The organism is Streptomyces sp. NBC_00335 (genome assembly GCF_036127095.1).
Classification (GTDB): domain Bacteria; phylum Actinomycetota; class Actinomycetes; order Streptomycetales; family Streptomycetaceae; genus Streptomyces.
In genome coordinates this window covers 8419983-8440655 of the sequence record NZ_CP108006.1, presented here as the reverse complement: position 1 = coordinate 8440655, position 20673 = coordinate 8419983, and the positions used below count along the sequence as shown (strand labels likewise).

21 protein-coding genes and 1 tRNA gene are annotated in these 20673 nt (G+C 70.9%); 8 read left to right on the top strand and 14 right to left on the bottom strand.

Features of this window, described 5'->3' with window-relative positions:
* Nucleotides 1–546: a hypothetical protein gene (locus OHA37_RS38180; RefSeq protein WP_266913727.1), complete on the top strand. Its 546-nt coding sequence runs from the start codon at nucleotides 1–3 to the stop codon at nucleotides 544–546.
* A gap of 48 nt (nucleotides 547–594) precedes the next feature.
* Nucleotides 595–1401, top strand: coding sequence for a hypothetical protein (locus OHA37_RS38175; RefSeq protein ID WP_266913725.1), 807 nt, complete (start codon nucleotides 595–597; stop codon nucleotides 1399–1401).
* Nucleotides 1402–1704: 303 nt separating this feature from the next.
* Here OHA37_RS38175 and OHA37_RS38170 read toward each other — a convergent pair whose 3' ends face one another.
* Nucleotides 1705–2235, bottom strand: a complete 531-nt coding sequence (locus OHA37_RS38170; RefSeq protein WP_266913723.1) for an RICIN domain-containing protein — start codon at nucleotides 2233–2235, stop codon at nucleotides 1705–1707.
* Between the two features lie 342 nt (nucleotides 2236–2577).
* Complete coding sequence (locus OHA37_RS38165; protein WP_266913721.1) at nucleotides 2578–3159, bottom strand: DUF6817 domain-containing protein; 582 nt, start codon at nucleotides 3157–3159, stop codon at nucleotides 2578–2580.
* A 343-nt stretch (nucleotides 3160–3502) separates the two neighbouring features.
* On the opposite strand from OHA37_RS38165, the gene OHA37_RS38160 reads away from it, so the two are divergent.
* Nucleotides 3503–3576: transfer RNA gene (locus OHA37_RS38160), tRNA-Met, on the top strand.
* 194 nt (nucleotides 3577–3770) lie between these two features.
* Here the strand turns inward: OHA37_RS38160 and OHA37_RS38155 are convergent.
* The 5 genes from OHA37_RS38155 to OHA37_RS38135 form a co-directional block, all read right to left on the bottom strand.
* Entirely contained in the window at nucleotides 3771–4655 is an 885-nt protein-coding gene (locus tag OHA37_RS38155; protein WP_266913719.1) for a phosphatase PAP2 family protein, read from the bottom strand.
* 151 nt (nucleotides 4656–4806) lie between these two features.
* On the bottom strand, nucleotides 4807–5760 hold the full coding sequence (locus OHA37_RS38150; protein WP_266913717.1) for a YihY/virulence factor BrkB family protein: 954 nt from the start codon (nucleotides 5758–5760) through the stop codon (nucleotides 4807–4809).
* 156 nt (nucleotides 5761–5916) lie between these two features.
* Nucleotides 5917–7659, bottom strand: a complete 1743-nt coding sequence (locus OHA37_RS38145) for a diacylglycerol kinase family protein (RefSeq protein WP_266913715.1) — start codon at nucleotides 7657–7659, stop codon at nucleotides 5917–5919.
* A 184-nt stretch (nucleotides 7660–7843) separates the two neighbouring features.
* Nucleotides 7844–8011, bottom strand: a complete 168-nt coding sequence (locus tag OHA37_RS38140; protein WP_266913712.1) for a hypothetical protein — start codon at nucleotides 8009–8011, stop codon at nucleotides 7844–7846.
* Between the two features lie 169 nt (nucleotides 8012–8180).
* On the bottom strand, nucleotides 8181–8543 hold the full coding sequence (locus OHA37_RS38135) for a DoxX family protein (RefSeq protein ID WP_266913710.1): 363 nt from the start codon (nucleotides 8541–8543) through the stop codon (nucleotides 8181–8183).
* A gap of 282 nt (nucleotides 8544–8825) precedes the next feature.
* Here OHA37_RS38135 and OHA37_RS38130 point away from each other — a divergent pair, with 282 nt between their 5' ends.
* Nucleotides 8826–9677 carry a LysR family transcriptional regulator gene (locus OHA37_RS38130; RefSeq protein ID WP_266913708.1) on the top strand — a complete coding sequence of 284 codons (852 nt, stop codon included), beginning with the start codon at nucleotides 8826–8828 and terminating at the stop codon, nucleotides 9675–9677.
* 68 nt (nucleotides 9678–9745) lie between these two features.
* Here the strand turns inward: OHA37_RS38130 and OHA37_RS38125 are convergent, their stop codons facing one another.
* Together OHA37_RS38125 and OHA37_RS38120 are read right to left on the bottom strand one after the other, a co-directional pair.
* A complete protein-coding gene (locus tag OHA37_RS38125; RefSeq protein WP_266913706.1) occupies nucleotides 9746–10900 on the bottom strand; it encodes a N(5)-(carboxyethyl)ornithine synthase in 1155 nt (384 codons plus the stop codon).
* Between the two features lie 257 nt (nucleotides 10901–11157).
* Nucleotides 11158–11895: an SDR family oxidoreductase gene (locus OHA37_RS38120; protein WP_266913704.1), complete on the bottom strand. Its 738-nt coding sequence runs from the start codon at nucleotides 11893–11895 to the stop codon at nucleotides 11158–11160.
* 96 nt (nucleotides 11896–11991) lie between these two features.
* Here OHA37_RS38120 and OHA37_RS38115 point away from each other — a divergent pair, with 96 nt between their 5' ends.
* Together OHA37_RS38115 and OHA37_RS38110 are read left to right on the top strand one after the other, a co-directional pair.
* Entirely contained in the window at nucleotides 11992–12936 is a 945-nt protein-coding gene (locus OHA37_RS38115) for an AraC family transcriptional regulator (protein WP_266913702.1), read from the top strand.
* Between the two features lie 66 nt (nucleotides 12937–13002).
* On the top strand, nucleotides 13003–13650 hold the full coding sequence (locus OHA37_RS38110; RefSeq protein ID WP_266913700.1) for an SMI1/KNR4 family protein: 648 nt from the start codon (nucleotides 13003–13005) through the stop codon (nucleotides 13648–13650).
* 70 nt (nucleotides 13651–13720) lie between these two features.
* Here OHA37_RS38110 and OHA37_RS38105 read toward each other — a convergent pair whose 3' ends face one another.
* Both OHA37_RS38105 and OHA37_RS38100 read right to left on the bottom strand, forming a co-directional pair.
* A complete protein-coding gene (locus tag OHA37_RS38105) occupies nucleotides 13721–14221 on the bottom strand; it encodes an SRPBCC family protein (protein WP_266913698.1) in 501 nt (166 codons plus the stop codon).
* Nucleotides 14222–14373: 152 nt separating this feature from the next.
* Complete coding sequence (locus OHA37_RS38100; RefSeq protein WP_266913696.1) at nucleotides 14374–15771, bottom strand: MFS transporter; 1398 nt, start codon at nucleotides 15769–15771, stop codon at nucleotides 14374–14376.
* 101 nt (nucleotides 15772–15872) lie between these two features.
* Here OHA37_RS38100 and OHA37_RS38095 point away from each other — a divergent pair, with 101 nt between their 5' ends.
* Nucleotides 15873–16400 (top strand): winged helix-turn-helix transcriptional regulator, encoded by a 528-nt coding sequence (locus tag OHA37_RS38095; RefSeq protein ID WP_266913694.1) that lies wholly within the window; start codon nucleotides 15873–15875, stop codon nucleotides 16398–16400.
* A 179-nt stretch (nucleotides 16401–16579) separates the two neighbouring features.
* Here OHA37_RS38095 and OHA37_RS38090 read toward each other — a convergent pair whose 3' ends face one another.
* The 3 genes from OHA37_RS38090 to OHA37_RS38080 all read right to left on the bottom strand — a co-directional run bounded on the left by OHA37_RS38090 (nucleotide 16580) and on the right by OHA37_RS38080 (nucleotide 18158).
* Nucleotides 16580–17461, bottom strand: a complete 882-nt coding sequence (locus tag OHA37_RS38090; RefSeq protein WP_266913692.1) for a hypothetical protein — start codon at nucleotides 17459–17461, stop codon at nucleotides 16580–16582.
* 214 nt (nucleotides 17462–17675) lie between these two features.
* Nucleotides 17676–17852: a hypothetical protein gene (locus tag OHA37_RS38085; protein WP_266913690.1), complete on the bottom strand. Its 177-nt coding sequence runs from the start codon at nucleotides 17850–17852 to the stop codon at nucleotides 17676–17678.
* Between the two features lie 15 nt (nucleotides 17853–17867).
* Complete coding sequence (locus OHA37_RS38080; protein ID WP_266913688.1) at nucleotides 17868–18158, bottom strand: hypothetical protein; 291 nt, start codon at nucleotides 18156–18158, stop codon at nucleotides 17868–17870.
* A 204-nt stretch (nucleotides 18159–18362) separates the two neighbouring features.
* Between OHA37_RS38080 and OHA37_RS38075 the strand changes: the two genes are divergently transcribed.
* Nucleotides 18363–20570, top strand: coding sequence for an MMPL family transporter (locus tag OHA37_RS38075; protein WP_266913686.1), 2208 nt, complete (start codon nucleotides 18363–18365; stop codon nucleotides 20568–20570).
* Nucleotides 20571–20673 lie beyond the last annotated feature (103 nt).

Sequence of the window (20673 nt, the reverse complement as noted above, 5' to 3'; positions counted from 1 at the left end):
ATGACACGCACGGTCCGCGCCCGCACCGGCACCCGGCCGGTCCTGGCCGCCGCCCTCGGGCTCACCCTCCTCACAGGCGGCTTCGCCGCGTGGGCGGCCCAGGACTGGTACGGGGCGAGCCATGACGAGTCCGCCGCGTACGCCGTCCAGCGCGACCAGGCGCTCGCGGCGGCGGAACAGGCCGTGCAGAACCTCAACACCCTCGACCACGCCAAGGTGGACCAGGGCCTCGACCTGTGGGAGTCGTCCACGACCGGCGACCTGCACGACCAACTCGTGCAAGGGCGCACGGAGTTCACGACTCAGGTCAAGGCGGCGAAGACCGTGACGACGGCCCGGGTGCTGTCCGGCGCCGTCACCGAGCTGGACGACCGCGCAGGGCGGGCCAGGGTGCTGGTCGCCCTGCGCATCACAGTGAAGACGGCCGACGACAAGAGCAGCGACAAGGACAGCCGCATGCTCGGTGAACTGACCCGTTCCGGGAGCCAGTGGAAGCTCAGCGCGCTGGGTCAGGCACCCGTCGGCGGTACGGCGTCCTCCGGCTGACCGGCCGCCGTACCGCGAAAGACGCCCGCACCCGAGAGGACACGCACGATGTCGACGACCCGCCACCTCATCAACCGCCAGCGCCGCCGTCAGGCCGTCGGCAACCCGTCGGTCCCCGCAGCGCACGCGACCGACGGCACCAGTTCGGAGGAGGTCCTCGGCGACGCGTCCCACACACCCGTGGGCCTCCTGCCCGAGCCCGGGCCATCCCGGACACCGATGGGGAAGACGGCAGCCAAGCGAAAGACGGCCGGCACGAAGCGGCAGGACCCGCCGGAATCGGGCGAAGAGGCCGGGGTGTCCGGCAGGGTCAAGGTCGATGGGAAATACCTCACTCCCCTCCTGATCCTCTGCACGCTCACCGTCCTCCTCGGCGCCTTCGCCGGATTCGCCCACAGCCGGGCCTCGGCACTGCGGAACGATCCAGTGCGCGCCAACACCGCGCTCACCGACCTCGCCCGTACCAGCGAGATCAAGGGACAGACCGCCAAGGCCGTCGCTTCCCTCTTCTCCTACGACCACGCGAAGCCCGCGGCCTTCGAGAGCGCGTCGAAGACCCTGCTCACGGGCAAGGCCGTCACCCAGCACCGGGCGCTCTTCGGCGAGGTCCTCGCCCAGGCCGAGAAGCAGAAGACGGTGATCACCACCGCCGTCACGGACAGCGCCGTCGAGCGGATCGACGGCGACCGGGCACGGGTCCTGGTCTACGCCGACCAGAGCAGCGTGAGCACGGCGGGGACCGAGAAGCAGAGCCCCCAGAACCAAGGCGTGTACGCGGGCGCGATGCTCGCCCTCGACTTGGTGAACCGCGACGGACACTGGCTCGTGGAGGGAATCGACACCTTCGGCCGCTGAGCACGGCACGGGTACCACCGCGGCTCTGACGCACACGGCGATACTCGTCCTGCCAGTTGTCCATCGTGAAGGTCACGATCGGAATCACGGCCTCGACTGGACGCGTTCCCCACCGGGATCGGCGCTGCATTCGAACTGCTGCGAAAACGTCCCGCTCTATCCCTGGGAACCCGCAGGAACTCCCATCGGGCAGGGTCGGACTCCGCTTCAGCCATCCCTCTGAACACCGCGGGGAACGCGGCAGGCTGTCCATCCGTGCGAATGGGCGGGCGTCGGGCAGGTGCCCGGCGCCCGCCCGGGGGCTCAGGCCCTGATGCTGAAGCGCTGGTTGGCGCCGCCGGTGCACGTCCACAGCCGCGCGGGGGCGCCCGCCTGCGTGCTCCAGTCGGCTATCTCCAGGCACTTGTTGTAGACGTACGAGGGGTTCGTGACGAAGCTGGACTGGCCGTAGAAGGTCTGGTTGAGGCCCCAGTGGCAGTCCCACTGGTTGGCGGTCGCACCGTTGTTGGTCTTCCAGCCGCCGATCTCCATGCACTTGCCGCTGTTGACGTTCACGTAGAAGTACGACTCGGCGTCCGCCAGGGACCAGCGCTCCCACTTCTGGTTGGCGCCACCGGTACAGGGCCACTGGCGGACGGCCGCGCCGTTCGCCGTGCTCCAGTCCGCCACCTCGAGACACTGGCCGGAGTGCTGCGCGCGGATCTCCACGACGCCCAGGTAGTAGATGTTCGGCACAGCCTGGGCCGGAGCGGCCGAGAGGCCGAGGACGAGGCCGAGGGAGGCGGCAAGAACAAGCAGGCCGTGCCGGGCACGGACGAACGCGTTGGGCTTCATAATCCTCTGCAATCCATAAGGGAGAATCCGGCGAGCGGCCGGAAACTGCCGTTCATGATCGCATAGGTGTGCGACATAACTGACTTGTGTCACACGGCACTTGGGGCGTGAAGGGTCGCGCGGGTCCGACGGGTCGGCGCAGCCGATTCCTCTACTCCCCTCCCCGGAGGTGCCAGGAGTGGGCCTGCTCCAAGCCCCCATCCGTGACGGCCCAGGCGAACACCAGTGGGTCGTCCCGTTCGACCACGTGGGATACGGTCCGCCACTCTCTCCGATCTGCTGGTGCCGGTTGTAGCCACGTCGCCCCCAAGCAGGATTCCTTGATCCACTTTACCAACAGGCCTATAGCGGACGGTTGTCCGTGAGCTGAGAGGCGGAAGTGGCAAGTACTGTGCGGCACTCGGACCAGGCGGCAGCACTCAGCAAGTCCTGGAGTCTGGCGAACAGGGCGAGCAGCTCATGCCCCCACTTCTCGCGGAACGCGGAATCGATGATGGCGAGATCGAGTTCGTTGGCCGCCGACAGTTCGGTGAAGTCCCGGCACAACTGCGCCCCTGGAAAGGAGGAGTGGCCGTCGAACCTGTCGCGGAAGGCCGCGTCGGCCCGGTCGAGAGCCGGGTACGTGGCCTTCCGGTCGCATGAGGCGTACAGGTACACGATGGCCTCGGCCTCGGCGCCGATCACCGCTGCAAGGTCATTGCGCCGGTCCAGTGGCAGCAGCACTGTGGGGAAACCGTCGGTGCCGTAGAACGCGTGACACAGGCCCGCGAGTTGGAGGGCCGGACGGGCCTTCCATGTCGCCAGCCGCGCCTGTACGCGCTGGAGGTGGGTAAGGAGGGTTCCGCCGGGGTGGGCAATGCTTTCGGCACCGAGCTCACGCAGCAGGGTGACCGCCCGATGAGTCGTGGCAGGAAGATCAGGCACGGTGTCCGGGTCCCTTCGACAACGGCTTGGTCGGCACCCGCACAGCGCCTTCGCCCGGCCGGATCCGCACGAAGGCGCCGGACGGCTTGCCGCCCGGGCCCTGCAACCTTCTGGCACTCCGGCACCCCGGTCAATCCTGGGAATTGCTCCGCGCACCCCAGCTGTGGCTTGGGTGCTTTGGCTCTGGATGACCTGCGCGTGTTCGTGGCCGTGCGTCGGGCAGAAGCCTGGTCTGGGACGGCGCCGAGCACGGTTCGACCTCGGCCGACGACGCTCCTGCCCCTGAGCAGGGGAAAAGATGGTGAAGGGCGGTCCTGCGGTGGCGTAGAGTGAGGTTTACCGACGCGGGGTGGAGCAGTTCGGTAGCTCGCTGGGCTCATAATCCAGAGGTCGCAGGTTCAAATCCTGTCCCCGCTACTGAACAGAAGGGCCCGGATCCACAAGGATCCGGGCCCTTCTGCTTGCCCTAGAGCGCGGCGGGCGTCGCGGTACGCCTGTACAGAGCCCTCGCCGACGGCGGCAGCAAGCCCCGGGCCCAGCTCACACCCCCCGGCGCCGGCGTGCGCCTCGTGGTGCCGTGCCGGACGTGCACCCGGAAGGGCAGGTCCGCCTCAACGTGGCTGATCAGATCCGTTGGCTGGCCTACGGGGGCCGTGACCGCGCGAGCCGGCCGCTCCGCCGGGAGCTGCTGCTCCTTCCGGAACGGTCGGGGGCGCCTCGGGGTCGGGATCCGTGAGCTCCGGTTCCAGGCCCTCGGTCACCGTCGTGCGACGTCGTCCGGTGTCCGTCCGCCAGGCTTCGAAGGCCAGTGTCGTTGCGGTGACCACGGCGAGCCCCAGGAGCCAGCCGCCGACGACGTCACTGACCCAGTGGACCCCCAGGGCGACGCGCGTGTAGCCGACGCCCACCACGGTGACCAGCGCGAGCGCCCAGGGCAGCGGGCGCCACCTGGGCGGTACCACGGGCAGCAGGACCAGGAGCAGGACGGCGCACGTGGTGGTGGCCGTCATCGTGTGTCCGGAGGGGAAGGAGAAGCCGGGCGCGTGGGCGACGGGATCCGGGAGGTGCGGGCGCGCCCGTTCGACTGCGGTCTTGGCCAGGAGCCCGATCAGGCCGCCGGCGACCGCCGTGACGGAGGCCCAGGCCGCCAGCCGCCAGGCCCGCCGGCCCACGAGCCAGGCCACGAGCGCGGCCACCAGGAGGCGCATGGTCACCGGATCCCACACGAAGTCCGAGAGGACGCGCAGGAGGCGGACGCCGTTCGGGTGGGCGAGCGCGGCGGTGTGCAGGCGCTCGGCCGTCGCGCGGTCCAGCCGGTGCAGCGGAGGCCACCGGGACTCCACCAGGACCAGGGCGAGTACGAAGGGCACGGAGGTGAGGGCGGTCGCGGCCGCGGCGAGCACGAGTCTCGCGCCGAAGGTGGCGTCCGGCCCGGCATGCCGCGTCAGCAGGCTCCGTAGCGGTCGTCGTCGAGAACTGTCTGTGCGCCGTGCCATGGTGGCGGGTTCCTCTCGTGTGCCGGTGGCGGTCCTCCGGCCGCCGACGAACGGGATCAAGACGGGGAAGGGATGGAGGTGGGGGCCGGATGGAGGTGGGAACCGGAGCGGTGAAGGGGGCTGGGGCTGGTGCCGGGGCCGGGCCGGGGCGTCAGACACCGGGGTCGGCCGTGACCGGCTCCCGCACCCCCGCCCTCACCGCTTCCAGTTGAGCTGCGAAGGAGAGGCCGAGGAAGAGCGCCATCGAGGTGAGGTAGGACCAGAGCAGCAACGACACGATCGTGCTGAGGGGCCCGTAGACGCTGGTGAACGAACTGCTTTCGCCGATGTACAGGCTCAGGGCCCAGGTCGCCAGGTTCCACAGCAGCAGGTGGACGACGGCCCCGAAGGCCAGCCAGGTGTAGCCGGGCTGACGGCGGCGCGGGGAGAGCCGAAAGATCGCGCTGGTGGCGAGGACGGCGAGCAGGACGCCGAGGGGCCAGCGCAGCAAATCCCAGGCCCGCACCGTAGCGGGAGAGAGCTGGTAGACCTCGCCCAGCGCGTGGGTGAGGTGGGTGCCGGTCACGGTGAGGATGAAGCTGAGTCCGAGCGGAAGACCCGCGAGCGCCGACATCACCAGGCCGCGGGTGTACTTCTTGAGGAAGGGCCGGTCCCGCTCGTTGCCGTATATGCGGTTGGCGCCCCGCTCGACCTGGCAGAGGCTCGTGGTGACGTTGACGAGCGAGAACAGCAGGCCCAGCCACAGCGCCGCCTGGCCGCCGTCGCCGGCATGGCGTCTGCTCTCGCTGAGCGCCTCGTCCACGACCGCCTGACCGGGGCCGCTGGCGAGACCTCGGATGGTGAGCTCGACCACGCGGCCCGCGTCCTCGGTGTGCAGGACGCCGGACAGCCCCACGGCGGCGATGGCCAGCGGGACGATGGACAGGACTGTTTGCAGGGCGAGCGCGCGGGCGTGGCTGAAGCCGTCCGCGTAGCGGAACCGTACGAAGGAGTCGCGTGCGAGGCTCCAGCCGCCGTAGCGGCGCAGCGCCGTCCACGCCTCGTCGGCGGACAGTTCCTCACCGCTCACGTCGTGCTGCTGCGGTACCCGTCGCGCCGTGCCCATCGCGTTCCTGCCTTCTCGTGGAGCCTACGAAACCTGCGGAGCCGTCCCGGGCCCGCTTCCGACCTGCGGAGCCGGCCCGGACCGGCGGGGCCCGAGCGGGCCCGCCGAGCGGCGGTCGGCCGACGGGCCGGGAACCCGTACGCGGTCGGCCGCGCCTCAGGGCACCGGGCCGGGAGCCGCCGGAAGGGGCGCGGCCCGTTCGGCAGGTGCACCGGCCTCTTCCGCGGCGGCGGCAGCCCAGGGCGCGCGGGGCAGGTACACCCGCAGGGCGCCCGGTTCGACCTCCGCGGTGAGGCGGACGCCGTCGCGCACGGCATCGCCGTCGAGTTCGCGCGGTTGTGGAGCGGCGCAGCGGACGTCGATCCGGGTCGCGGTGAAGTACTCCAGCGCTCCCCCGGCTTCGCTGCGCCCGGCCACCGTCCCGCCCCCGGCCACCGTCCCGCCCCCGGCCGCTCTGGCGGCCCCCGCTCCGGTGGGTGCCGTCACGCCGCGGCCCAGGAGGTGCGACACGAGGTGGCCGGCTGCGGTGAACCATCCGGCTGCGCCCTGGGGGTCGAACAGCACCACGTCCAGGCGCCCGCTGTCCGGCCGCGCCGTCGGCAGGAGCGGCAGGCCGCCTTGGAGCGTGCCCACGTTTCCGATGACGACCATGCGGGCGCGGCGCCGTCGGGGGCGGCCGCCGTCGATGCGCACCGTCAGCCGGACACCGGGATCGTTCAGGTGCCGCACGGCCGACAGGACGTACGCGGCCCAGCCCATCCTCGACTTGAGCCGCGGGGAGGCGTCCCGGACCATGGCGGCGTCGAACCCGGCGCCGGCCATGACGGTGAACCGCGTCGGCGCGAGGCCGTCGCCCCAGACCCGGCCGACGTCGATCCCGAAGCTGTCGCCCGTCAGGGACCCGTCGAGGGCGGCGACCGGGTCCATCGGGAGACCGAGGTTCCGGGCGAGGAGGTTCCCGGTGCCGCAGGGCACCAGGACCAGCGGGATCCCGGTGCCGGCCAGAACGTCGGCGCAGGCGCGCAGGGTGCCGTCGCCCCCGCAGACCACCACGAGGCGGGGCCGGACGGCCGGGAGCTCCTCGGCCAGGGTGCCGCAGGCTCGTTCGGCGGAGGTCAGGATCCAGTGCACGTCCCGGTGGCCGTGGCCGCGCAGCACTGCGCCCAGCCGGTCGGCGAGTGCGTCAGGGCAGCCGTGCGGGTGGCGCACCACGATGACAGGACCGCCGGTGCGGGGGTCGGGCACCGGGCCGGGCCGCGGTGCGCGGGCCTGCTCCGGAGTGGACTCGCGCCCGTACAACAGCGCGAACCCGACGATCAGCAGGGTCGCCGTGCCGTTGAGCAGGCCACCGACGACATCGCTGGGGTAGTGCATGCCCCGGTAGAGCCTCACCAGCGCGACGGCCGGCGCCATCAGGAGCAGGGACCCGGCCACGGCGTAGCGCCAGGGGCCGCGCATGCGCAGCACGGCGATGACGGCGAGGCCCCCGTAGAGGGCGAGGGCCGCTCCGACGTGTCCGGAGGGGAAGCTCGACGTCGGCGGCGCCACGTCCAGCTGGGGTACGTCGGGACGGGGGCGGTCGACGAAGGACGTCACCAGCAGGAAGATCGCCGACTGCACGGCGACCGAGGCTCCGAGGAAGAGCGCTTCGGTCCGGAGCGGGAGGCGGGGAAGCGTGAGCAGGCCGACGATGCAGACCAGGGCCACGCCTATGACCGCCTGCGTGCCGGCGAGCAGCGAGAAGAACTCCGATACCGCGTTGGCGACTTCGCCGCGGCGCTCCACCAGGTCCCGGGCGGCCGATCCTTCCTCCGACAGCGGCCGGCGCCGGGCCGCGGGCCCGGTGACCAGCCGTCCCAGGCCCACCATGAGGGCGGCCTGGGCAGGGAGGAGGAGCAACGGCCATGCACCGCGCACCGAAGGACCGCGAGTTCTTCTCATGCGGCGCTTTTGGCCCGTCAGGGCCGGATGATGCGCGGAGCGTGGACCTAACCAGCCTGCAGGCGCCCTCGAAGGCCGCGAGCTTGCCGGAGAGACGAACGATGGGCTGAAGCGATGCGGCCACCCCGGACGCCACCGGGCTTCACTCCCGCTCGGCCAAGATCCGGTCGGCGGCCAGGTGCGGGCATGAGGCGGCGTGCCAGGTCACGGCCAGACGGCCGTTCACCATCCGCGCTGTGCGGGCCTCGCCGTCCTCCTGCGTCGCCCGGCAGAATCCGCACAAGACGTTGTCGGCGAGAGCGTTCAGCATGATCAGGTCTCCTCCCAGCAGCCAGCCCGAGGACGACTGAATCAGATTCGGCAATGGCCTGAGGTAGAAACGCCGCAACGTCTTCGGGCAGCCACACCGGGGGCGGCACCGGCACTCCGCCGGCGCGGCCGCGGGACAGCGGATCTGCTCACCGCCTCGGTGTGCTCGATCACAGCCAGGTGCCGGCCAGCCAGGTGGCGACCGCCCCAGTTGCGATGAGCCCGACGTTGAGTGCGACCCGACGGTCCTCGCCGGTGAGGTGGACGGCGATCGCACCGATCTGCAAGAGCACGAACCCTATGGCCGCGGCCAGTGCCAGCCAGGGTGCGATGCCGGTCAGGGGCGGCAGGATCAGCCCGGCCGCGCCGAGCATTTCGACTGACCCCAGCGCCCTGACGGCGGACAGGGGCATGCGATCGACCCAGGCCATCATCGGTCGGAGTTGATCTCGGCTACGGACCAGCTTCATCGCGCCTGCGTAGAGGTAGAAGAAGGCGAGCGGTCCGGCGACGATCCAGTACGCGATGTTCATGATTCCCGTCCACGGTCACCGGCTTGCAGGTGACCCGTCGAATACCAGGGCAACCCCTGGAGAAGGCCCGGGCCATGGTCTGGGTGGCCCGGAAGGTGAAAGGTGGGAGCGCTCCGGCCGCGCCGGTCAGGTGGAGGACTGCCCGGTGGTGTCATGGCGCGGCTTCAGGAGAGGTCGGTGGCCGAGCGGCTTCTTCGGTCATGCCCCGAGTGCACCGCCGGGGACCCGCACCTGTCCAAGACCCATGCGGCGAAGCCGATACCGCTTGGGTATCGTCGCAGCGTGGAGCTACGTACCCTGCGCTACTTCGTCGCGGTCGCCGAGGAACTCCACTTCGGCCGAGCCGCCACCCGACTGCACATGAGCCAGCCGCCACTGAGCCGATCGATCAAGCAGCTGGAGACCGAGATCGGTGCCCTGCTGTTCGCCCGCTCGCCTGCCGGCGTCACGCTCACGCCGGTGGGCGCGGTGCTGCTCGATGAGGCGCGGGCCCTGCTCGACCAGGCCGACCGCGTCCGCGCACGGGTACGCGCAGCGGCCGGCGCCGCGACCATCACCATCGGGATTCTGGGCGACAGCACCGACCCGGGAGCCGCCAGGCTGGCCGCCGCCTTCCGTCGAAGCCACCCCGGCGTCGACATCCGCATCCGGGACACCGACCTGACCGACCCGACCTGCGGACTGCGTGCCGGCCTGGTCGATGTCGCCCTGACCCGGGCGCCGTTCAACGAGACCGCGCTGGCGGTGCGTGAGCTGCGTACCGATCCTGTGGGCGTGGTCCTGCGCGCCGACGACCCGCTGGCCCGCCGCGAACAGCTGTGGCTGGCCGACCTGGGAGCACGCCGCTGGTTCCAGTTCCCGCAGGGGACCGACCCGCTCTGGCAGTCGTACTGGAACGGTGGCGAGCCGCGCGAGGGCCCCGTGGTGCGCGTCGTCCAGGAGTGCCTGCAGGCCGTGCTGTGGAACGGCACGGTCGGCCTGGCCCCGCTCGGGCACGATCTGCCCGCAGAGCTGGCCGTGATCCCGCTGATCGACATGGCGCCAAGCCCCGTGGTGGTGGCGTGGAACGCGGACGACACCAACCCGTTGGTCCGGTCGTTCATCGAGATCGCGACAGCCGCATACCGTCACTGAGGCCCGCTCGGGGCTTCTGGCCGACGGTGGACCCTGTACGGGTCAGCCGTCGACCAGGTGGCATCGGGTCAGAGCAGCGCGTGCGGGTACTGTGCGGCTCGATGCTGGAAGGCCAGGACCGCCGGGTTCTGGACGGTGCCGCCGCGGATCTCGATCGCTCGGCGAATGGTGTGGTCGCCGTCCCAGCCGGACGGCCCTTCCAGGACCGACCGCAGGAACGGCATCAGCGCCTCGCTGTTCTCCCAGGTGGCCGCGTCCCACAGGTAGGAGGGGCTGTGATCCACGGCGTAGTAGTGGACCTGGTCACCGACGGTGAACATCGGCGCGTTGAAGGTGGTGGGCCGAGCCCAGGCGAAGCCCATGCCCTCGTCGCAGGAGACGTCGATGACGAGGGTGCCGGGCGCGAGCTTCGGCAGGTCCTCTTCTATCAGGAACATCAGCGGCGCCGCGGTGTCCTGGAGCACGCAGTTGACGATGATGTCGTGCCCGGCCAGGAAGTCGGCCAGCGGCTCCGGGCCGTCCTCGGTGAGCACGATGCTGCGCCGCGGGTCGAGGGTGTCGTCGGCCTCGTCGTGGTCGAAGTGCACGATCCGTGCCGAGTGGATCGGTGAGCTGACGGCGGCGATGCCGCGGGCAGTCAGCACGTCCACATCGTGAACGCCCAGCGCACTGAGCGCGGTCACCGCTCCGCGGGCGGTGGCGCCGAAGCCGATCACCACCGCACGTCGCCGGCGTCCGTAGTCACCGGTCGCCCCGGTCAGCTGCATGGCATGCAGCACCGACGAGTAGCCGGCCAATTCGTTGTTCTTGTGGAAGACGTGCAGGCTGAACCCCCCGTCCCGGGTCCAGTGGTTCATCGCCTCGAAGGCGATCACCGTGAGCCTGCGGTCGATGGCGGCCTGCGTGACCTTCTCGTCCTGCACGCAGTGCGGCCACCCCCACAGCACCTGCCCGTCCCGCAGGTCCGCCAGATCTTCGTGCAGCGGCTTGGCCAACAGGATGACGTCACACTCTGTGATCAGATCCTCGCGTGAGCGGAAACCGGCGACCCACGGAGCGAGCTGACCGTCCGAAACACCGAAGTGATCGCCGTAACCGGTCTGCAGATAGATGTTGGACTGAAGGTCGGCATCGATGCGTTCGAAGTGAGCTGGGTGAATCGGCAGACGGTGTTCGTTCTCTTTGCGGGTCTGCGACATGATTCCGAGCTTGAGCTGCTGCAAAATGCCCCTTTGATTACTCCCTGTCTAGCACACGCCGGAGCGCAGGGGATCTCGCAGGCGGATCCATTGCACTCCGTGCAGCGTGCAGGGCTCGTAGCCGATGAACGTGGGGCTCATGCTGTCCTCGGCCCGCACGCAGGCGGGGCGGGCGGGCCGGTGACCAGGGACTTCTGGAACGCAACGAGGCTGGCGCCGCATCCTCCGGCAGGACATGCCGAGGCCGTCGGACCGGTGTGCCGGTCCGACAGCAGGCGATGTCAGGCCAGTGCGGCTCCGCCGTCGAGGGTGAGCACGGTGCCGGTCGCGTAGCCGTTGCTCAGGAGGTAGAGGTAGGCCGCCGCGGCCTCCTCGGGGGTGCCCACGCGCTGTACGGGAAGGCCGCTGCCCTGCGCTTGGAGGAAGGCCTCCGGCTCGGGCACGGTGCTGTCCCAAAGCTCGGTGCGGATCGCGCCGAGGCGGACCGCGTTGACCCGCAGTGGGGCGAGTTCCAGGGCCAAGGCGCGCGTCAGACCCTCGACGGCGGCCGTGACGCTTGCGCCGAGCAGGGTTCCGGGGGCGGGCCGGGTGGCGAAGGCGCCGGAGGTGAAGGTGATCGAGCCGCCGGGGCGGAGCTTCGGCGTCGCGTACTTCGCGGCGAGCAGGGCACCCCAGAAGCGGCGCTCGAAGAACCCCCGGGACTCCTCGGCCGCGAGGGCGGCGAGCGGCTTCAGCAGCAGGGACTCCCCCGCCGTGTAGACGAGGTGGTCGAACTCGCCGATCCGGTCGAAGAAGGCGGCGAGCGCGGCCTCATCGGCGACGTCCAGCAAGACGCCTTCGGCCGGGCCACCGAGCTTCTTCACCGCCAGGTCGACCCGGCTCCGGTCGCTGGAGGCGACGACCACGTTCGAACCCTGGGTCGCTGCGGCCTGGGCGACGGCGAAGCCGATGCCGGAGGTGCCGCCTATGACGACGACACGCTGGGTGTGTGCCGTGTTGGTGTGTGCTGTGTTGTTCATGGAGAGGACGCTACGTTTGCCGAGCAAGACAGTGGATGGCCTAAAGTCTTGATTCTTTGTCTGATCGTCTCGACATCAGCACGGTAGGGTGAGCGCATGGACATACTCAGCGACACGCTTGCGGCCCTGCGCACCGGGCGTCCGTCCGTTGTCCGTACCGACGCGCAGGCGCCGTGGGGCGTGCGCTTCCAGCCCATCGCGGGAGCCGGATTCCACGTCGTCGTCGAAGGACGCTGCTTTCTCCTGCCGGTCGGCGGCGATCCGATCGCCCTGGGCCCCGGCGACGTCGTGTTCCTGCGGCGCGGCACCGATCACGCCATCTGTGATGCGATCACCAGCGAGCTGGTCGCCTTCGAACCGGACCGCGTCGACACCTCCTCGCCGATCGGGTCCTTCACCATCGAGGGCGACGGCGCTCGCAGCGTGCTGGTGTGCGGGGCCTACCACCTCGACATCGAGCGGCCGCATCCGCTGCTCGACGAGCTCCCGGAGGTCATCCACCTCCCGGCCAGCCCCGGCCGCCATCCTGCGCTGCGCTCGGCGGTCGACCAGCTCTGCGCCGAGATCCACCAGCCTCAGCCGGGTTCGGACTCGGTGGTCACGACGCTGGTCGATCTGCTGCTTCTCTACATTCTGCGGTCCTGGTACGCCGAGTTGCCCAAGGAGCAGACGCAGGGCTGGGCCTCGGCACTGAACGACCCGTTGATCGCCCCGGCGCTGAAAGCGATCCACGACGACCCGGCGCATCCGTGGACCGTCGAATCGCTGGGGAGCCGGGCCGGGCTGTCGCGCGCCGCGTTCGCCCGGCGGTTCACCACGGTGGTCGGCGAGCCGCCGCTCAGCTACCTGACGACGTGGCGCATGGCCGTCGCGGCGCGGATGCTGCGCGAGACGGCCGACTCGCTGAGCACCGTGGCCGAGAACGCCGGCTACACCTCGGAATTCGCGTTCGCGAAGGCTTTCAAACGGCACTTCGGCGCCCCGCCAGGGGCGTATCGGCGGGAGCGGCGGATCCGAACGACCATTGCGGGGCTGCTGTAGCAGCATCATCTTCCGGAGCAGGTGGAAGCCGGCGCTCGGGTCCTTCGTAGGTGCGATGATCGGTCCGTGTCGGAGGAAATATCGCGCTGGTATCGGGGCCGCTTGGTCGTGGGGCCGTTCAGGCCGTTCGAAGCAGCCGAGCTGAGACGTCTTGAGCAGGAGATCGGACTGCCCCTGCCGGCGTCATACCGGTCGTTCCTGGAATTGGCGGGCGGGGAGAGCCTCACCTACTCGGTCCGCCTGCCCGACTGTGAACCCGAGCCGTTGCAGAGCTTCGACGACCTCTACCAACTCGGCCGCGATGGCGATGGCGAGTACGGCTGGGGGACGTTGCTCGGCGAATACCGCCGCAGTCGTCAGGGGTGGCTCGCCGATGAGGTCTCGCTCACGGGCCTTCTGCCGATTGCCCGGAACGGCGGCAGCGACACCCTGTTCCTGGATCTGAATCCCGCTACCCACGGTCAGCTCCACGCCTTCTTGCATGGCATTTCCTGGCCTGGACACCTGTCGAACGATGTCTTCACCAAGGTTGCCGACAGCTTCGACGCCTACCTCGACTGCCTGGTCGTCGATCCGGAGTCGGCTGCGGACACGTGGGCGGATGTCGCCGACAGCGACTCCACCGACCCGTGGCGGCGGACCGTCGAGGAGTGGCTGGACAAGGGTCTCCCGGGTTGGCGCGCGGGGCCGCTGACCGATCGTGTTGAACCTTGAAGCCCATGACCCGCACGCCGTAGGTGTTCTCACCCATGTCCGGCTGACCGAGGCGTGCGGAACCGGTATGTCAGCCCGTTTCCAAAGCCTTCTTGAGGTTGCGCAGGGTCGTACCGATGTTCCTGCGCTGGAAATCGGCGAAGACGCTTCCGCCGGTCGCCACCCGGTCGAAGGTGTTCGCCACGAAGTCCGGCCACGACCGGCGGTCGTCGGTCCACGTCTCGGTCACCCGGGTCCCCTCCGGGACGGGCTCGAAGCGGTACTCCCATGTGGCGATGGGACCCGGCAGCCGCGGCCGCTTGACACCGATGGCATGCACCCGGAACCGGAACAACCTGTCCGGCTCGAGTGCCGTCACGGTGCACCGGGTGGTCCAGCGGAAGGCGCCGCGCTTGTTCCGCCCGTCGAAGACCATCCCGACGCTCGGTTCCCGGGTACCCCCGCGCACGGTGGCGCCGAGGTTCTCCGGGCTCCAGTCACCCATCCGCGCAGGATCGGATACGCGCCGGTAGACCTCTGCGGGGCGGACATTGACGACGATGCTGTCTGACACCGTCAGCGTACGAGGCATGGTGCTCCCTTCAAGAAGGCAGACGCTACCTCCCCGACTCACCCCATGACTACCCTTCGGTAACTTTCTGGCGCCGACTGGTCCCGTGGCCCGTCAGCGGCCCTTCGGGCGCGTGCGGGTCCCGTCCGCCGTCCACGTACGGGGCCCTCTCCTCAGGCGTCGCCCACCATCGCGGCCTCTGCGCGACCGGTCGTCGTGGCGGCGGCCGGTCGCGGCTTGCGGACGAGCGGGACCGTCGCGCACGCGGCGAGCAGGGACGCCGCGGCGACCGCGTACCAACCGTGCTGGAACGCGGCGACGATGCCTGCGGGGGCCGGTGTGCCGAGGATGCCGACCAGGATCGCGACGCCGAGGACCGCGCCGACCTGGCGGCCCATCGAGGTGATGGCCGAGCCCGTGGCGAAGCGGGACGGCGGCAGTGCTGCCGCCGAGGCCCCGGTCAGGACCGGGAGCGTCATGCCGACGCCGAGGCCGGTCAGCAGCATGCCCGGCAGGAGCGAGGCGGCGTAGGCCGAGCCGGTGTCGAGCGTCGCGGCCCACCACAGGATGCCGGCCGCGAACAGGACGGTCCCCGCCATCGCGACGCGGCCCGCACCGAATCTGGCGACGGCGGGACCGATCCGCAGCGCGACCGGCGGTACCAGCAAGGGTCCCGGCGCGATGGCGAGCCCGGTGCGCAGCGCCGAGTAGCCCCACACGCCCTGGCACCACAACACCGCGCCGAGCAGCATTCCGGCGAAGGCGACGGTGAACAGGGTCAGGGCTGCCGCGGCAGAGGCGAATTCCGGAACCCGGAGGAGCGGGAGCTCGACGATCGGCACGGGGTGGCGGGCCGAGCGCAGGACGAACCAGACGCCGAGCAGCACCGCGGCAGCCAGGCCTCCGAGGGTGCCGGCGCTCGTCCAACCCCAGTCGGGAGCCTTGACCAGGCCGAGTGCGAGCGCTGCGATCGATCCGGTGAGAAGGGCGGCACCGAACAGGTCGGGCAGCGGGCTCTTCTGCGCCCCGGCGCGTCCGGGCGACGGCAGCACCTTGGCTCCGAGGACGAAGGCCGCGACCCCCACCGGCACGTTGACGATGAACACCCAGCGCCATCCGGCCTCGGCCAGCAGCCCGCCGGCCACCGGTCCGAGTCCGGCGGCGATCCCGCCGATCGACGCCCAGGCCCGCACCGCCCCGGCGCGCTTCTCGGGCGCCGTCGTGTCGAGCAGCAGTGCGAGCGACGTCGGCATCAGCAGCGCCGCGCCGGCGGCCTGTACGAGCCGTGCCGCGACCAGCGTCTCGACGTTCGGGGCGAGTGCGCAGCCGACCGAGGCGAGGGTGAACACCGCCAATCCCGTCAGGAAGACCGGCTTGTGGCCGGAGCGGTCGGCGATGCGGCCGGCGGGCACGAGGAGCGCGGCGAAGACGATCGCGTAGCCGTTGAGGACCCAGGACAGGGAGCCGAGGTCGCTGTCGCCGAACGAGCGGCCGATCGCCGGGAGGGCCACGTTGACGATGAAGAGGTCGAGGTTGGACATGAAGACCGCGGCCACGACCGTCGCGAACACGGCTCGGGTCGCCCTGTGAGGGTTTGATTTTCCAACTGTCATGGACCGGAGGCTAGCCGTGTGAGTTTGAAAACACAACGCACTAGAGAGAGGATGGGGACGTGACCTCGAACGCGAAGCAGGGCGAGAACTCGGTTCCGCACCCCGAAGTGCCCGGCCGGCCGTGCTCCGTGGCCGCCGCACTGCAACTCGTCGGCGAACGCTGGGCCCTCCTGGCGATCCGCGAGATCTTCTACGGCAACCAGCGCTTCGACCAGATCGTGCGCAACACCGGCGCTCCCCGCGACCGCCTCGCCGCCAGACTCCGCGCTCTGGAGGAGGCGGGCGTGGTCGAGCGCCACGCCTACAGCGAGCGCCCGTTGCGCTTCGAGTACCACCTCACGGAGGCCGGCCGTGACCTCGCACCGGTGATGCGCGCGCTTCTGGCCTGGGGCGATCGCTGGGCGGTCGACACTCCCCCGGTCGCCTTCCGCCATCGCGGCGGGCCCGGTTCGGAACACGACACCGAGCACGACCTGGATCTGACGTCGACGTGCCGGACCTGCGGTGAGGAGGTCGGGGCGGGAGGTCTCACGATCGACGTGCGAGCGCCCGGCTGGGACCGGGCCGGGCCGATCGAAGGCTCCTGAACTCAGCAGCGATCAGGAGCGAAAGGGACTCCACGCACGGAAGGGGGCCGCCTCGGCAGAGTGTCTGCCGAGGCGGCCCCCTTCGGGGTGGTGCGGGTGATGCGGGTGATGCGGGTGGGACGGTGCCCGAGCCGGGTCAGTGGGTGAGCGGCAGGGGGCGGCGGCCGGTCGGCGGATGATCAGGCGCGGTTCCAGACCGGTGCGGTCTGACGGGCGATGCCGTAGACGAAGTTGGAGAGGGTGCCGTTCGCGTTCAGCACGACGATGGTGTTGTCGGACTGGAGGATCACGGGCTTGCCCTTGGCGAAGTAGGTCCAGTTGCTCCAGGTGCCGCGCGAGGTCATCTGGACGCCGTACAGCCCGTCCTTCTTCACCAGGCGGACCTTCGTGCCGCCCGCGACCGAATAGACGCCGAGCTTCGGGGAGACGGTGGTGGCACCGGTCCAGCTGTGGATCTCGCCGTCGACGGTGAGGCGGACGTAGCGGTCGCCGACCTTGCGGACGTCCTGGTAGGCGTTGGGCGCCGGGTGCAGGAAGCCGACACGCTTGCCGTTCTCGACGATGTACGAGCTGAAGAGCTGCGGGCCGGCCTTGTAGGTCTTGACGGTCAGGCTGCCGAACTTCGTCGTGGAGTAGAGGCTGCCGGCGGTGTTGCAGTCCTTGGGCAGCTTCGGGAACGCGGTGGCGGTCCACGGCGCGTCGCCGCCCTGGGTGCGCTGCTTGAAGACGGGCGCGGTGGACAGCACGCCGTCGATCCGCAGGCCGTTGGCCAGGTCCAGCGGCTTGGACTGGTCGACCGTGCCGAGTACCTTGCCGCTCTCGTCGCGCAGCTGCGCCGTGGCGCCGGTGTGGGCACTGTTGGTCAGCTTGACCGTCAGGCCGTCGAACAGGGACGGGATGACCTGGCTCTTGACGCAGTTCTCGGCGACCACCAGGGTGCGCGCGGGGGAATCCTGCTGGGCCGGGGCAGGGGCAGGGGCCGCGAAGGCCGTGGCGGGGGCGACGATCGCCGCGCCGAAGAGGGCAAGGGCGGTGGTGGTGACGCGGAGCGCGGTACGCATGACGATTCCTTGGAGCTTTGCCGTGGGTGGGGAGAGCCGCCGTGGTCTCTTCCGGTGGAGGCCGTTGAGTTCGGGCTGCCGGCTACGGAAGGAAAACTAGTGATCTTGTGTGGGTGGAATGGTCCGGTCCGCGTCACAGGCGTGTGACAGGCCATCTGGAAACGCCCTGCCGGGGCTGCGGTAGGCGGGCGTGTCGGTGACCGGCCGGCGCGGGTCAGTGCGGGGCGCGGCCCCGGTCATCGGTCGGCGCCGGAGCAGACGGAGGCGGCAGGACCCCGGCGCGCTCGGGTACCACCAGCTCCTGCACCACCACTGCCACTCTGGGGCGGCCGGGCAGCCCGAGCCGCTCACGGTGGGCGAGCGCGGCGGCCGAGTGCGCCGAATCCCCCACCCTCCTCCTCGCCGGTCATCCGCCCGGGTCCCGTAGCGGGCCGTCCGGGTCTCGGCGCAGCTCGTCCGTGAGCACCCGCACCGCCCAGGCGGCAGCCTTGCCGGCCTCGGCCCCGTAGAGCCCCGCCTGCAGCCGCATGGCCTGCCAGTCCGGGGCGCTGACCAGCAGGTACAGCACGGCGACCGCGCGGCGGCGGGCCACCGGGTCGGCCTGCGCCGTGAGCTCGGCCAGCGCCGCCTCCACCGACTGGCACCGGTGTCTGCGGCCCTGCTCCCGCAGCGGTCGGGCCGCCTTGGAGCTCAGCATGGCGAGGATCAGCTGCCGGGTCTGCTCAAGCCGTCCGGCACGGAGCGCCCCGAGGGAGGGTGGGGGACGAGCCAGGACGCACGGAGGGCTCCTGTCAAGTAACGAGTAGCCGGGGCTACGGCCCCGCCCCCCGGCCGGGGCACGGTGGAGGTCCGCCGTCCTGCACCAGAGCAGGACGAACCGCCACCCGGATCGGAGACCCCGATGTCCCGTCGTGCAGGTGTCTTCGTGACCCGCCGTCCCGGACTCGTCCTCTTCGCCGCCCTCGTGTTCCTCGCCCTGTCCGTCGTGTTCGGCGCGGAGGCCACCGGCCGGCTGAAGACGCAGGGGTACGACGATCCCCGGTCCCAGTCCAGCCGCGCCGCCCGCATGGCCGCCGAGCACCTGGGGGCATCCCCCAACCTGATCGTCGTCGCACAGGCCCGCGACGGTTCCGTCGACGGCCCGGCGGCCCGGAGCGAGGGCGAGGAACTGACCCGTCGGCTCGCCGCCCAGCCGCACGTGAGCGGCGTGGCCTCGTACTGGACCGGTGGCGCGGCGGAGCTGCGCAGCCGGGTCGGCGACGCGGCCATGCTGGTCGCGCACGTGGACGGGGAGGGCGAACAGCTCGGTGCGCGGGTCGAGCGGCTGAGCGCGGAGCTGACCGCCCGCGGCGCTTCCGACGCGGCCCTGACCGTGCACGTGGGAGGGTCGGCGCTCACCGACGCGGAGCTTCAGGACATCGCGGAGTCCGACCTGAAGCGTGCCGAGGCCGTCGTGCTGCCGGGCACCCTGATCCTGCTGGTCCTGGCGTTCGGCAGCGTCGTGGCCGCCGCACTGCCGCTGCTGATCGGGGTCCTCGCCATCGCCGGGACCCTGCTGGTCCTGAGCGTCCTCGGCTCCGTCACCGACGTGTCGGTGTTCGCGCTGAACCTCACCACGGCGCTCGGCCTGGGGCTGGGCATCGACTACGGGCTGCTGATCGTCTCGCGGTTCCGCGAGGAGCTCGCCGCCGGGTACCTGCCGCGGACGGCCGCCATCCGGACCGTGCGCACCGCCGGCCACACGATCGCCTTCAGTGCCGCGACGGTCTGCGCCGCGCTCGCGACGCTGCTGGTGTTCCCGCCGTACTTCCTGCGCTCCTTCGCCTACGCGGGCATCGCCGTGGTGGCCATCGCCGCCGCGAGCGCCGTGACCGTCCTGCCCGCTCTGCTCACGCTGCTCGGCAAGCGCGTGAACGCCTGGCCCGTGCCGTGGCGCCGCAGGGCCCGTACGGGCTCCGGATCGCGCTTCTGGGAGGGGCTGGCGCGGATCGTCGTACGCCGCCCGCTGCTCGCGGCGCTGCCGGTGATCGGCCTGCTGGTGGTCCTGGCCGCGCCGTTCGCGCACGCCGGTTTCGCCACCCCGGACGACCGGGCGCTGCCGACGAGCGCGTCCAGCCGGCAGACCGGTGACCTGGTGCGCGACGCGTTCGACATGAGGGGCGCCGACGCGCTCACCGTCTCCGTGACGGGCACGGCGCCCCGGTCCGCGGGTGAGGACTACGTCCGCAGGCTGTCCGCGCTCCCCCACGTCGCCCGGGTTTCCCGGGTCGCCGGGCCCGCGGACGACGGTCTGGCCCAGCTCTCCGTGGTGCCGCGGGTCGACCCCCGCTCGCGGGCTGCCCAGCAGCTCGTGCACGAAGTCCGCGAGATCCCCGCCCCGGCGGGCACCGAGGTCCTGGTCGGCGGACCGAGCGCGGTACTGGTCGACGCCAAGGACACGGTGGGCGACCGGATTCCGCCGGCGCTCGCCCTGATCACCGTCACCACGTTCCTGCTGCTCTTCGGCTTCACCCGCAGCCTGCTCCTGCCCCTCAAGGCCATCGCGCTGAACGCCCTGAGCCTGACGGCCGTCCTGGGAGCGATGGTGTGGATCTTCCAGACGGGCCATCTGAGCGGCCTGCTCGGTTTCACGCCCGGACCGCTCAGCACGACCATGCCGGTGCTGCTGTTCTGCATCCTCTTCGGGCTCTCGGTGGACTACGAGGTGTTCGTCCTGGCCCGGATCAAGGAGGCGCACGACGCCGGGGCGAACAACACCGACTCGATCGTCACGGGCATCGCCCGGACGGGAGGCATCGTCACCACAGCCGGCGCCCTGCTCGCATTCACCCTCCTGAGCTTCGGCACCTCCCAGGTCTCCCTCCTGCAGTTCTTCGGCATCGGCGCCGGTCTGGGCGTCCTCCTCGACGCCACGCTCGTACGGGGCGTCCTCGTACCGGCGCTCATGCGCCTGGCCGGCGGCCTGAACTGGTGGGCACCCAAGGCGCTGAAGCCCAAAGCGCCGCAGCCGGCGCCCCGGCCTCCACCGGTCACCGCGAGGCGGTGCGCCCCGGGCCGTTGCTCACCGAGCCGCACCGTCGTCCGTACGCACGCCCACGCGCGCCGATGAGCACCGGGCGCTCCCGCCCGGTCCAGGCCTCGCTCCGTCCCGACCCTCCTGACCTTTCTGACCTTTCTGACCTTTCTGACCCTTTCCCTCCCGACCCTCCAGC